The sequence below is a fragment of the Micromonospora sp. NPDC000207 genome (assembly GCF_040300925.1).
In the GTDB taxonomy this organism is placed as follows: domain Bacteria; phylum Actinomycetota; class Actinomycetes; order Mycobacteriales; family Micromonosporaceae; genus Micromonospora.
The window spans coordinates 17,246-31,854 of the sequence record NZ_JBEPEQ010000038.1 but is presented as its reverse complement, the minus strand read 5'-3'; the positions used below and the strand labels follow the sequence as shown (position 1 = coordinate 31,854).

The 14,609-nt window shown below is 72.6% G+C and carries 4 protein-coding genes; 3 read left to right on the top strand and 1 reads right to left on the bottom strand.

Going from position 1 to position 14,609, the window contains the following annotated elements; genetic code table 11:
* Window positions 1–12 precede the first annotated feature (12 nt).
* Entirely contained in the window at window positions 13–10,500 is a 10,488-nt protein-coding gene (locus ABT336_RS12295; protein WP_350896606.1) for an SDR family NAD(P)-dependent oxidoreductase, read from the bottom strand.
* 909 nt (window positions 10,501–11,409) lie between these two features.
* On the opposite strand from ABT336_RS12295, the gene ABT336_RS12290 reads away from it, so the two are divergent.
* Genes ABT336_RS12290 through ABT336_RS12280 form a run of 3 tightly spaced genes read left to right on the top strand, consistent with a single transcriptional unit; the run spans window position 11,410 to window position 14,606 of the window.
* Window positions 11,410–12,351, top strand: a complete 942-nt coding sequence (locus ABT336_RS12290) for an NAD-dependent epimerase/dehydratase family protein (protein WP_350896605.1) — start codon at window positions 11,410–11,412, stop codon at window positions 12,349–12,351.
* A gap of 3 nt (window positions 12,352–12,354) precedes the next feature.
* Entirely contained in the window at window positions 12,355–13,608 is a 1,254-nt protein-coding gene (locus ABT336_RS12285; RefSeq protein ID WP_350896604.1) for an activator-dependent family glycosyltransferase, read from the top strand.
* On the top strand, window positions 13,605–14,606 hold the full coding sequence (locus ABT336_RS12280; RefSeq protein WP_350896603.1) for an aldo/keto reductase: 1,002 nt from the start codon (window positions 13,605–13,607) through the stop codon (window positions 14,604–14,606). The genes ABT336_RS12285 and ABT336_RS12280 overlap by 4 nt, the downstream gene beginning before the upstream one ends.
* Window positions 14,607–14,609 lie beyond the last annotated feature (3 nt).

Below are 14,609 nucleotides of genomic sequence, written 5' to 3'. Positions count from 1 at the left end.
GTCAGTTCGGGTTCACCTGGCGTCGAGTTCCCGTTCGAGCGCGTCGAGGAGTTCGTCGACGCCGGCCTCCCCCAGGTCGTCACCGGCGGTCGGGGCGTCGGCCCCGGCTCCGGCCTCGGGGCGGAGCCCGGCGAGCATCCGTTCCAGGCGCTCGACCAGCTCGACCCGCTCCGTGTCGGAGGCGTCGGGCAGGGCCTGCTCCAGCGCGGCCAGTCCGGCGCCCACCGACCGGACGGGGGTCGGCTCGCCGGCCTCGCCGAGTCGGTCGTGGAGGAGGTCGGCGACGGCTGCGGCGTTCGGGTGCTCGAAGACCAGGGTGGCCGGCAGACGCAGACCGGTGTGGGCGGCCAGCCGGTTACGGAACCGGACCGCGGCCAGCGAGTCGAACCCGAGGTCCTTGAACGGCGTGGTGGCGGGTACGGCCTTCGCGTCGCTGCCGAGCACGGCTGCGGCGTCCCGCCGGACCAGGCGTACCAGCTCCGCCGACCGCTCGGCCCGGGGCAGGGCCGCCAGCCGGTCCCGGAGGGTCTGCTCACGCGGCTCGTCGCGCTCGCCGACCGCCGCCGCAGGTGTGACGAGCCGGTGGAGCAGCGGCCGGGGCCGGGCGGAGGTGTACGACTCGGCGAAGGCCGCCCAGTCGACGTCGGCGACGACCACCGCGGTCTCCCCGGCGGTGAGGACCCGTTCCAGCGCTTCCAGTGCCCTCGGCACCGACATCGGCCGTACGCCCCGCTCACGCAGGAACGACACCGCCTCCTGGTCCCCTGTCATCCCCCCGGCCGCCCAGAGCCCCCACGCCACCGAGGTGGCGGGCAGACCCCGGTCCCGCCGGTGTCGGGCGAAGGCGTCCAGGAAGGCGTTTCCGGCGGCGTACGCACCCTGACGGGCACTGCCCCACACCCCGGCCCCGGAGGAGAACAGCAGGAACAGTTCGGCCTCCGGGCACAGGTCGGCCAGGTGCACCGCGCCGTCGACCTTCACGGCCACCACGTCGGCGAGGTCGGCCGGGTCCATGTCGGTCAGTGGCACCTGCTGGGGCAGACCGGCAGCGTGGACCACCCCCCGGACCACGTCACCGGCTGCTGTCAACTCCTGCACCAGGGCGCCGACCGACTCGCGGTCGCCGACGTCGCAGGAGTGCACCGACACCCGTACGCCGAGCCCGGTCAGGTCCCGGACCACCTCGTCGACGCCGGCGGTGCCCGGCCCGCGCCGGCTGACCAGGGCGAGGTGTTCGGCACCGCGCTCGGCGAGCCATCGGGCGGTGACGGCACCCAGACCGGCGGTGCCCCCGGTGACGAGGATCGTCCCGCCCGGGGCGGTGTACGGCCCGGCTCCGGTGACCGGGGTGGGGACGATCCGACGGGCGTGTACGGCGTCGGCGCGGACCGCTACCTGGTCCTCGGCACCGGCGAGCGCCTCGACCAGCCGGGGTCGTAGCTGCGGGTCCGGTGTCTGCGGCAGATCCAGCAGGCCGGTCCACCGGTGTCCGCGTTCCAGGGAGGCGACAAGGGCCAACCCCCACACCGTCGCCTGTTCGGGGCGCTGCACCGGACCGGCGGGGGCGACGGCCCCCACGGTGACCACCCACAGTGGGGTGGTGGACGCCTGTGCGTCGAGTCGTCGCAGCAGCGCCAGGGTCTCGGCCGCACCGTCGTCGGCCAGCCCGAGCATCGACACCACCGCGTCGCTGTCACCGACCCGGTCGGTGACCTCCTCGACCGTCGTCACCACCGGCTCGGCACCACCGGCGGCGAGGGCGGCCCGCACCTCCACGACCCAGCCGTCGTCCGTGTACCCCTCGGGTACGACCACCAGCCAGCGACCGTCGAGTCGGGCCGACCCGTCGGTGGCCGTCGCCGTCCAGTCGACCCGGTGGAACCAGTCGGCGACATCGTCACGCGGACCACGGTCGGGGTGCAGCCAGAACCGCCGTCCCTGGAAGGGATAGGTGGGCAGGTCGACCAGGGTTCCGGAGCCGAGGACCGCCGCCCAGTCCACGGGTACGCCGTGGACGTGCGCCTCGGCGAGGGAGGTGAGGAAGCGCTCGACGTCGTCGGTGTCGCGTTCCAGGGTGCCCACAGTGACGGCGGACTCCACGTCGGCAAGCGTCTCCCCGACCGCCATCGACAGCACGGGGTGCGGGCTGACCTCGACGAACGTGGTGAGGTCACGCGCTGCCAGCGCCTCGACGGCGGCGTGGAACCGCACCGGGTGGCGCAGGTTGCGGTACCAGTAGTCGGCGTCCAGTTCGGTGCCGTCGACGAACCCACCGGTGAGGGTGGAGTAGAACGGCACCGTCGCCGGGCGGCCCTCGATCCCGGCCAGGACGGAGAGCAGCTCCTCCCGGAGCGACTCGACCTGTGCGGAGTGGGAGGCGTAGTCGACGGGGATCGTCCGGGCCCGGACCCCGATCCCGTCACAGTGCTCGACCAGCTCGGTCACGGCTCGGGGGTCGCCGGAGACCACCACCGCGTCGGGGCCGTTGACCGCGGCGATCTCCAGCTTCCCCGTCCAGGGGCCGCTGTCGAGGAGCTTCTGTACGTCGTCGCGGCCTCGGCGTACCGAGGCCATGCCGCCGTGGCCGGCCAACGCCCGCAACGCCCGCGCCCGCAACGCCACCACCCGCGCACCATCACCCACCGACAACACCCCCGCCACCACCGCCGCCGCGATCTCCCCCTGCGAATGACCCACCACCGCCGCAGGCACAACCCCACACCACCGCCACAACCGCGCCAACGACACCATCACCACGAACAACACCGGCTGCACCACATCCACCCGATCCAACGACGGCGCACCCGACCGACCCTCCAACACCCCCAACACCGAAAACCCCACCACCGACGACACCACCGCATCACACTCCACCACCGACTCCACAAACACCGGAACCGACAACAACCCCCGCGCCATCCCCACCCACTGACCACCCTGACCAGGAAAAACAAACACCACACCACCACCCGACGCCACCCCCGACACCACACCGGTCCCCGGTTCGCCCCCGGCGAGGCCGCGCAGCCGTTCCACGGCCTGGGTCCGGTCGGCGGCGAGGAGGACCGCGCGCCTGTCGAAGCGTTGGCGGGCCTGCGTCAGCGTCCACACCACGTCGGTCATCGGGACGTCGGGGTGCGTCTCCAGGTGGTCGGCGAGTCGACGTGCCTGGGCGTGCAGGGCGGTTTCGGTCTTTGCCGACAGCACCACCGGCACCACACCACCAGCCACCCCCACCAACCCCCGCGACGACCCCTCCACCGGCCGTTCCGCCCCCACCACCGACCCCGGCGCCTCCGCCACCACCACATGAGCATTCGTCCCCGACACCCCAAACGCCGACACCCCACCCCGACGCACCCCATCCACACCCACCGGCCACCCCCGCACCCCATCCGCCACCACCAACCCACCCGACGACCAATCCACCAACCCCGACAACCCACCCCGACACACCATCGGACCCACCAACCCCCGACCCAACCCCAACACCACCTTGATCACACCCACCACACCCGCCGCCGCCTGCACATGACCCACATTCGCCTTCACCGAACCCACCACCACCGGACCCACCCCACCCCGACCCACCCCATACGTCCCCAACAACGCCCCCAACTCCACCGGATCCCCCAACCGCGTCCCCGTCCCATGCGCCTCCACCACACCCACATCCCCACCCGACACACCCGCACGACCCCACGCCCGCCGAATCACCCGCTGCTGCGCCACCCCCGACGGCGCCGCCAACCCATTACTCGCCCCATCCTGATTCACCGCCGAACCCACCACCACACCCAACACCCGACGCCCCTCCCGCACCGCCACCGACAACCGCTGCAACACGACGAAGGCCGACCCCTCCCCCAGACCGAAGCCGTCGGCCTCGTCCGAGAAGGGCTTGCACCTGCCGTCCGGAGCCAACGCGCCCTGCCGGGAGAACTCCCTGAACACCTCCGGACCGGCCATCACCGACACCCCACCCGCCACCGCCAGACCACAGTCCCCAGAACGCAACGAACCCGCCGCCACGTGCAACGCCACAAGCGACGACGAACACGCCGTGTCCACAGTGATCGCCGGCCCCTCCAACCCCAACACGTACGCGATCCGACCGGAGGCGACGCTCGCGGTGTTGCCTGTCAACAGGTAGCCGTCGACCTCGTCCTCGGGCTTCGGGCGGCCGGTGGCGTACCCCTGATGGGACATGCCCACGAAGACACCGGTGTCCGTACCGCGCAACGACTCGGGCCGGATACCGGCGTTCTCCAGCGCCTCCCAGGTGGTCTCCAGGGCGTGCCGCTGCTGCGGATCCATCGCCAACGCCTCACGCGGCGAGATCCCGAAGAACGCCGCGTCGAACTCGCCCGCCCCGGGCATGAAGTTGCCGAAGGCGGTACGGGTGCCCGTCGTGTCGGAGACCATCAACTCCGCCGGATCCCAGCTCCGGTCCCCGGGTGCCGCCGAGGCGGTGTCCCGCCCGGAGACGATCAACTCCCACAGCTGCTCCGGTGAGTCCACTCCCCCCGGCAGCCGGCAGGCCATCCCGACGATGGCGATCGGCTCGTCGGTCGGGGCCACCGTCGGGGCCTCGCCCCCGGGCCGCTCCCGCCCCGATCCGCCGCCCAGTTCGGCGGCCAGGTGTCCGGCCAGGGTCCGTACGTCCGGGTGGTCGAAGACCGTCGTCGTGGCCAGCCGGACCCCGGTCGCAGTGGTCAGCCGGTTGCGCAGTTCCAGGGCCGACAGCGAGTCGACGCCGAGTTCGGCGAAGGCCCTGTCGACGGGCACCTGCTCGGCCGAGGCGTGGCCGAGGACGGCAGCCGCGTGCGTCCGTACCAGGTCGAGGACCGCCTTCTCGCGTTCCCCGACGGGCAGCCCGGCCAGCGCCGCCACCCCCGGCCCGGCGTCGGGACCGGGCGCGGCCCGACGGGCCTCGTCGAGGGTGTCGAAGAGCCGGGTGGGGCGCTGCGCGGTGTACGCGAGGAGGAACCGGTCCCACCTGATGTCGACGACGATCGGGGCTACCTCACCCTGCACCAGTGCCACCCGGAGACCCTCGACGGCCTGGTCGGGGTGCATCTCCATGACCCCGTGCCGGCGGAACCGGTCGGCGACCGGACCCTCGGCCATCCCGCTGCCCGCCCAGGTACCCCACGCCACCGAGGTGGCCGGGAGTCCCTCGCTGCGTCGCTGCTGGGCGAGACCGTCGAGGTAGGCGTTGCCCGGGACGTAGCCGCCGAGCCCCGGCGCGCCGAACGCGGCGGTGGAGGAGGAGAAGAGCACGAACGCGTCGAGGTCGGCGTCCCGGGTCAGCTCGTGCAGGTTGCGGGCACCGAGCACCTTCGCCCGGTTGGCCCGTTCGATGCGGTCACCGGTGAGGGTCTCGACGGTGCCGTCGTCGAGCGTCGCGGCGACGTGGAACACCGCCGACAGCGGGTGCTCGTCGTCGACGGTCGCGAGGAGGGCACGGAGCTGCTCCCGGTCGGTGACGTCGCAGGCGGTGACGGTGGCCCGGGTGCCCAGGTCGGCGAGTTCGGTGAGTAGCTCCTCGACCCCGTCGGCGTCCGGTCCCCGGCGGCTGGCCAGCACCAGGCACGGGGTGCCCTGGCGGGCCAGCCACCGGGCGACGTGCCGACCGACCCCGCCGGTGCCGCCGGTGACGAGCACCGTGCCCCGGGGCTGCCACCGGCCCGTGCCGCCCGCGCCCGCCCTGCACCACCGGCGGGCGTACGTCCCGTCGGGTCGGAGGGCGACCTGGTCCTCGCCGGCGCCGGACAGGGTCGTCCCGAGGTGACGCGACAGCTCGGCGACCGAACCCGACGGCACGTCGACCAGGCCGCCCCAGACGGCGGGGTTCTCCAGGGCGACGACCCGACCGAGGGCCCAGAGCGCGCCGTGGGCCGGGTCGCGGAGCCGTTCGAAGGGCCCGACGGCGACGGCGTTCTCGGTGACCACCCAGATCGGACACTCCCGGCCCGACCCGGCCACCGCCTGGGTCAGGTCGAGCGTGTCCGACAACGACGTCACCGCCAGCGGGGAGTGTTCGGCCGCCGGCTCCGCGACAGCGAACAGGCAGAGCACGCCCGCCACCGGACCCACGGCGTCGAGCCGCCGCACCAGGTCGACCCGGCCCGTCCGGGGCTCCACCACCAGGTCCTCGACCCGCGCCCCGGCGGACTCCAGCGCCTGCCGCGCCGCCTCGACCCGGTCGTCGGCCCGACCGGGGTACGTCGCCAGCAGCCAGGTGCCGTCGAGCCGTCCCGGCTCACCCGGATCGGTCGGGTGCCATTCGATGCGGTACCGCAGGGACGAGACGTCGTCGGAGTCGGCGACCCTGCGGGCCGGATTCGGTTCCAACCAGAAGCGCTCACGCTGGAACGGGTACGTGGGCAGCGGCACCCGACGCGCCCCGGCACCCTGGTACGCCGACTCCCAGTCCACTGCGACGCCGGCCACGAAGGCGCGGGCCAGCGCGGAGCCGAAGTCGACGGGACCGCCGGCCCCACGTCGCAGCGAGTGGACAGCGACGAGGTCACCGCCACGGTCCTCACCGATCTCCTCGATCGCCGTGGTGAGCACCGGGTGGGCGCTGACCTCCAGGAACGTCGTGTACCCCTGGTCGGCGAGGGAGCGGACCGCGTCGGCGAACCGGACCCTGTGGCGCAGGTTGCGAAACCAGTACCCGGCGTCGAGTTCGGCGGGCTCGACCCAGCGGCCGGTGACTGTCGAGTAGAACGGCACGAAGCCCGGCAGCGGCCGGAACTCGCCGAGTTCGGCGTGGAGCGCGTCACGGACGGCCTCGACGTGCGAGGAGTGCGACGCGTAGTCCACCGGCAGCCGCTTGGCCCGCACCCCCTCGACGGTGCAGGAGGCGACCAGGCGGTCCAGGTCGTCACGGTCGCCGGAGACCACCACCGCGCGCGGACCGTTGACGGCGGCGATCTCGACCCGCCCGTCGATCCGGGCCGCCACCTCGTCGACGGAGGCGGCGATCGAGGCCATCGCGCCGTTGCCGGGCATGGTGGCGATGACCCGGCTGCGCAGGGCCACCGCCCGGGCCGCGTCGTCCAGCGAGAGCGCCCCGGCCACACACGCCGCGGCGATCTCCCCCTGGGAGTGTCCGATGACGGCCGCCGGTTCCACCCCGTACGCCCGCCACCGGGCCGCCAGGGACACCATCACCGCGAACAGCACCGGCTGGACCACGTCGACGCGGTCGGTGGAGAGCGTGTGGTCGGGGGTCCGGCGCTGCGCCTCGGCCCGCAGGAACGGGACGATCTCGAAGTCCAGGTACGGTTCCAACGCGTCGGCGCACTCCCGCAGCACCGAGGCGAAGACCGGGTCGCCGTCGAGCAGGTCGACTGCCATCCCCGCCCACTGCCATCCCTGGCCGGGGAAGACGAAGACGACGCGCTGCGGGGCGCGGGCGGTGCCGGTCACCGCGTCCCCGGATCCACCGGCGGCGAGTTCGTCGAGGATCCGCAGCGCCGTGGACGCGTCGGCGGGCACGAACCCACTACGGTACGCCAGCGCGGCCCGACCGGTGGCCAGCGAGTAGGCGACGTCGTCCAGGTCCTGGTCGGGGTGCTCGCGTAGGTGCCCGGCCAGCCGCGCCGCCCGGGCGCGCAACGCCTCGCCGGTGCTCGCCGAGAGCACCCAGGGCACCACCGGGCCCATCCGGTCGGGTCGGGTGTCGTCACCGGTCGGCGGCGCCTCCTCGATGATCGCGTGTGCGTTGGTGCCGCTGATGCCGAACGAGGACACCCCGGCCCGGCGGGGCCGCTCGCCGGCGGGCCAGGCAGCGGGCTCCTGGAGCAGGCTGATCGCGCCCGAGGACCAGTCGATCTCCGGTGACGGCTCGTCGGCGTGCAGGGTGCGGGGCAGGACACCGGCCTGCATCGCCAACACCAGTTTGATCAGACCGGCGACACCGGCGGCGGCCTGGGTGTGCCCGATGTTGGACTTGACCGAGCCGATCCGCAGCGGGTGCTCACGGTCACCGCCGTACGCGTCGGAGAGCGCCCGTGCCTCGATCGGATCACCGAGGCGGGTGCCGGTGCCGTGGGTCTCCACGACGTCGACGGTGTGGGGCGTCAGCCCGGACTCGGCGAGGGCCTGTCGGATCACCCGGACCTGGGCCCGGCCGTTCGGGGCGGAGAGTCCGTTGCTCGCGCCGTCGGAGTTGACAGCGGTGCCCCTGATCACGGCGAGCACCGGGTGGCCGTGGCGGCGGGCGTCCGAGAGCCGTTCCAGCAGGAGCATCCCTGCGCCTTCGGCCATGCCGAACCCGTCGGCGGCGGCCGAGAACGCCTTGGACCGTCCGTCGGGGGCGAGGGAGTTCATCCGACTGAAGTCCACGAGCATGCCCGGTGTCGGCATCACCGTCACGCCACCGGCGAGCGCCATCGTCGACTCGCCGCGCCGCAGCGACTGGCACGCCAGGTGCACGGCGACGAGCGACGACGAGCAGGCGGTGTCGACGCTGATCGCCGGCCCCTCCAGGCCGAGGGTGTAGGCGACCCGACCGGAGGCGACGCTGGTGGTGGTCCCGGTCATCAGGTAGCCCTCGACGCCCTCACCCCCCTCGGCCAGCCGGGGGCCGTACTCCTGGGGGATCAGACCGACGAACACCCCGGTCCGGGAGGTCCGCAACGACGTCGGGGGGATCCCGGCGCGTTCCAGCACCTCCCACGACAGCTCCAACGTGATCCGCTGCTGCGGCTCGACGGCCAGTGCCTCCCGTGGCGACAGCCCGAAGAAGGCAGCGTCGAAGGAGGTGGCGCCGGTGAGGAAGCCACCAGCGCGCTGGTGCGCCGTGCCCGACCGGGTCGGGTCCGGGTGGAACAGCGAGTCCAGGTCCCATCCCCGGTCGGTGGGCAGCCCGCCGACGGCGTCCCGCCCCTCGGCCAGCAGCTCCCAGAACTCCTCCGGTGAGGTGACGCCGCCGGGCAGCCGGCACGCCATGGCGACCACGGCGACGGGTTCGTCGGGTTCGGCCTCCGTCGGGTGTGCCGTCTCCTCACCCCGCCCCGGCTCCTCCTGCGGGCCGCGCAGCAGCGCCTCGGTGAGGGCGTGCGGGGTCGGGTGGTCGTAGAGCATGGCGATGTGCAGATCCCGCCCGGTCGCCGTGGCGAGGCGGGTCCGCAGCTGCACCGCGAGGACCGAGTCGAGGCCCAGTTCCCGGAAGGTGGCCCGGGCGTCGACCTCCCGCCCGGCGAGCGCGGCCGTCTCGGCGCCGACGATCTCCAGCAGCCGCGCGCGCAGTACGTGGTCGGGCGCGGCCCAGTCGAACTCCGTCGAGGGTCCCTCGTCGGTCTCGACGGCGACGGCCGACGGCAGGTGGCCGGGGGTCACCCCGGGGTAGGCGGCGGTCCAGTCGACTGTCACGCCACCGGTGTACGCCTGCGCCACGGCGAGCAGGAACCGCCGCAGACCGCCCTGGTCGCGTTGCAGGGTCGGCACGATCGCGGCCGGGGACCCGACCTCGTCGAGGGTCTGCTGCAGGGAGGCCGCCAGCACCGGGTGCGGGCTCGACTCGATGAACGTGCCGGGCTGCAGTTCCAGGACCGCACGGGTCGCCTCGTCGAAGCGCACCGGGAGCCGGAAACTGCGCGGCCAGTGGTCGGCGCCGAGTTCCCGGGTGTCCAGCCGCCCGCCGGTGAGGCCGGCGTAGTAGGGCACGTCGGAGTCGCCGGGGGCGAACCAGGTCAGCGCCGAGCGCATGCCCTCGGCGACGGCGTCGACCTGCGCCGAGTGCGCCGCCATCGACACGTTGACGACCTGGGCGCGTACGCCCTGTGCCGCCAGCTCGGCGACCCGCCGTGCGATGGGCTCGGGAGCGCCGGTGAGCAGCACCGACCGGGGACCGTTGACCCCGGCCGGCACGACGTCGTCGTCCCACCGCTCGACCCGGGCTGCCAGCTCGGCCGGGGAGAGCGCCACCGCCGCCATGTCACCCCGGCCCACCAGTGGGACCATCTCGCGGCTCCACAGGGCGGCGGCCCGCGCGGCGGCCTCGACGTCGACGGCGCCGCAGACCTCGGCGGCGGCCAGCTCACCGATGCTGTGTCCGAGTACGGCGTCGGGTCGCACCCCGAACGACCGCCACAGGGCGGCCAGTGAGGTCTGCACCGCGAAGAGCGCGGGCTGGACCACCTCGACGCGGCGCAGGTGCTCGGGTGAGTCCAGGACCTCGGTCAACGACCAGTCGGTGACCTCGTCGAAGGCCCGCTCGCAGGCCCGCATCGCCGCGGCGAAGACGGGCGACTCGGCGAGCAGTCGGGTCGCCATGCCGGGCCACTGGGCGCCCTGACCGGGCAGGACGAACACCACCGGTGCCGTGGGTCGGGCGACACCGCGTACCACCGAGGGGTGTGGGCGGCCCTGGGCGAGGGCGGCGAGCGCGGCGGTCAGCTCGGTGACCGAGGAGGCCACGACGACGGCGCGGTGCGGCCCGTCCTGCGCGCGTGTCTCGCGCGCGAGGGCGGCGCCGACGGCCACCACGTCATCCTCGGAAATGCCTTCGAGATATGCGTGCAATTGACGGGCGCGGGCCCGCAGCTCCGGTTCGTTGTGACCGCACAGGGGCCACGGGAATGGGAGCGGCCCTGGGTGCGGAGTCCGGGTGCCGAGTAGATCGGGCACGTCAACCACTCACTCCCCCTTGGTAGAGATGCCGGCCAATTGTATGAACGTCGAGGGTGGCTGAAGAAAGTACATTTAACAAAAACATCTGTGACAGAATTCACCTTGACCCCATCGAGACTCTTCGCTAGGATTGCCCGGCGCCTGGAACCGCTGTGAGCTGCTGTTTTCCCTGTTTGGAAAGCGCGAGGCATCGACCGGTGGTGCCGGGGAATGCTCCGGTGATAGCGTCGCCGGAAGTGTCGATCAGATCGACGAAGCATTTACCCGCGGAGGCGAAGGTGGGCACGATCGGGCGGTGGCCGCCGGCGGACCGGGTCCACCCGACGGTGACCCACCTCGGCGACGGACCGACCCTGGTCGGCACGGCCGGGGACGGCGATCGACCCGGTCTCCGACACCCCCGACGAGGCCACCGACGGTGCGGCCACACCCGGGAGAACCAATGAGTCCACCACGTCGGGAGGAATCTGCGACCATCGCCGAAAACCGGCGGTACGGGCGGCACGGATCGACGCCCTGTCACGCGTCGGGGCGTCGACCCGGATCAGTCCCGGAGTACGCGCCGCGACGCCCTACCGAACTCCTCGATCCGCCCTTTCCCCGACACCCGCCCGAACGCAGGCCACCGAGGGTACGCGGGAAGCCTCAGCACCCGCTCGAAAGAGGCTTGAGGCCGACCTGAGGCCGGATTTGTCACCCGACACCACCCTGGGGGGAACAAATGGATTCCATGCGCCGGTGGCTATCGGAATGCATTAGTAGATGACAAGACATGTCACACTTCTCGGCGTTTCTGGATTCGTCGGAAGCGCCCTTCTTCGCGAATTTACCACACACCCTCTCCGACTGCGGGCCGTCGCGCGCACCGGGTCTCGCGACCAGCCACCAGGCAGCGCCGGGATCGAGCACCTTCGAGTCGACCTGCTCGAACCCGGCCGGGTCGCGCCGGTCGTCGCCGACACCGACGTCGTCGTGCATCTGGTCGCCTACGCCGCCGGCGGGTCGACCTGGCGCAGCGCCGCCACGGTGCCCGAGGCCGAACGCGTCAACGCGGGCATCATGCGCGACCTCGTCGCCGCGCTGCGGGCAAGACCCGGACCCGCGCCGGTGCTCCTGTTCGCCAGCACCACCCAGGCCGCGAACCCCGCCGCCCCCAGCCGGTACGCCCAGCACAAGATCGAGGCCGAGCGGATCCTGCGTCAGGCCACCGAGGACGGGGTCGTCGACGGGGTGATCCTGCGCCTGCCCGCGATCTACGGCCACAGCGGCCCGTCGGGGCAGACCGGCCGGGGTGTCGTCACCGCCATGATCCGGCGAGCCCTCGCCGGTGAGCCGATCACGATGTGGCACGAGGGCAGCGTGCGCCGCAACCTCCTGCACGTCGAGGACGTGGCCACCGCGTTCACCGCCGCACTGCACAACCACGAGGCGCTGGTCGGCGACGTCTGGACGCCGAGCGCGGACGAGGCCCGACCCCTCGGCGAGATCTTCGAGACCGTCGCCGCCAGCGTGGCACGTCAGACCGGCAACCCTGCGGTGCCCGTCGTCAGCGTCCCTCCACCGGAGAACGCCGAGGCCAACGACTTCCGCAGCGACGACTTCGACTCCACCGAGTTCCGGACGCTGACCGGCTGGCACCCCCGGGTGCCGCTGGCCGAGGGCATCGACCGGACCGTTGCCGCCCTCATCTCGACCAAGGAGTGACCAGTGCGGGTCCTGCTCACCTCGTTCGCGCACCGTACCCACTTCCAGGGCCTCGTCCCCCTGGCCTGGGCGCTGCACACCGCCGGCCACGACGTCCGGGTGGCCAGTCAGCCCGAGCTCACCGACGTCGTCGTCGGCGCGGGACTGACCTCGGTGCCACTCGGCTCGGACCACCGACTCTTCGACATCTCCCCTGAGGCCGCCGCGCAGGTGCACCGCTACACCACCGACCTGGACTTCGCCCGACGCGGACCGGAACTGCGCTCGTGGGAGTTCCTGCACGGCATCGAGGAGGCCACCTCCCGGTTCGTCTTCCCGGTGGTCAACAACGACTCCTTCGTCGACGAACTCGTCGAGTTCGCCATGGACTGGCGTCCCGACCTGGTGCTCTGGGAGCCCTTCACCTTCGCCGGGGCGGTCGCGGCCAAGGCCTGCGGGGCCGCCCACGCCCGGCTGCTGTGGGGCAGCGACCTCACCGGCTACTTCCGCAGCCGCTCCCAGGACCTGCGCGGGCAGCGTCCCGCCGACGACCGGCCGGACCCGCTCGGCGGCTGGCTCACCGAGGTCGCCGGCCGGTTCGGCCTCGACTACAGCGAGGACCTCGCTGTCGGACAGTGGAGCGTCGACCAGCTGCCCGAGAGCTTCCGCCTGGAGACCGGACTGGAGTCGGTGCACACCCGGACTTTGCCCTACAACGGGTCCTCCGTCGTGCCGCAGTGGCTCAGGACCTCGGACGGAGTCCGCCGGGTCTGCTTCACCGGGGGATACTCGGCGCTGGGCATCACCTCGAACCCGCAGGAGTTCCTCCGGACACTGGCCACCCTCGCGCGGTTCGACGGCGAGATCGTGGTGACCCGCTCCGGGCTCGATCCGGCGTCGGTGCCGGACAACGTCCGCCTGGTGGACTTCGTTCCCATGAACATCCTGCTGCCGGGCTGTGCCGCCGTCATCCACCACGGCGGTGCCGGAAGCTGGGCCACCGCGCTGCACCACGGCGTACCGCAGATCTCCGTCGCCCACGAGTGGGACTGTGTCCTGCGTGGTCAGCGCACCGCCGAGCTGGGAGCGGGTGTCTTCCTCCGTCCGGACGAGGTCGACGCCGACACCCTCTGGCAGGCTCTCGCCACAGTGGTCGAGGACCGTTCCCACGCCGAGAACGCCGAGAAGCTGCGGCAGGAGGCGCTGGCCGCGCCGACCCCCGCCGAGGTCGTACCCGTGCTGGAGGCGCTCGCCCACCAGCACCGCGCCGACAGGTGACCGACGTGGGAACCACCGGGGCCGGGTCCGCCCGGGTACGCGTCGGACGATCGGCGTTGCACACCAGCCGACTCTGGCTCGGCACCGTGAACTTCAGTGGACGGGTGACCGACGACGACGCGCTGCGGCTGATGGACCACGCCCTCGAGCGGGGCGTCAACTGCATCGACACCGCCGACATCTACGGCTGGCGGCTCTACAAGGGCCACACCGAGGAACTCGTCGGACGGTGGTTCGCCCAGGGCGGAGGTCGACGCGAGGAGACCGTCCTGGCGACCAAGGTGGGCAGCGAGATGAGCGAACGGGTCAACGACGGCGGGCTCTCCGCCCGACACATCGTCGCCGCCTGCGAGAACTCCCTCCGCCGCCTCGGGGTCGACCACATCGACATCTACCAGACGCACCACATCGACCGCGCCGCACCGTGGGACGAGGTGTGGCAGGCCGCCGAACATCTGGTCGGCAGTGGGAAGGTCGGGTACGTCGGCTCCTCCAACCTGGCGGGCTGGCACATCGCCGCCGCCCAGGAGAGCGCGGCACGCCGCAACCTGCTCGGCATGATCTCCCACCAGTGCCTGTACAACCTGGCCGTCCGCCACCCCGAGCTGGACGTCCTGCCCGCCGCCCAGGCGTACGGGGTGGGCGTGTTCGCCTGGTCCCCCCTGCACGGCGGGCTGCTCAGCGGCGTACTGGAGAAGTTGGCAGCCGGAACCGCCGTCAAGTCGGCGCAGGGACGCGCCCAGGTGCTCCTCCCCGCCGTACGCCCCCTCGTCGAGGCGTACGAGGACTACTGCCGACGCCTCGGCGCGGACCCGGCCGAGGTCGGTCTGGCCTGGGTCCTGTCCCGCCCCGGGATCCTGGGCGCTGTCATCGGCCCCCGCACACCCGAGCAGCTCGACTCGGCGTTACGGGCCGCCGAGCTGACGCTGGGCGAGGAGGAACTCCGGGAACTCGAAGCGATCTTCCCGGCACCGGCCGTCGACGGGCCGGTGCCGTAGGAC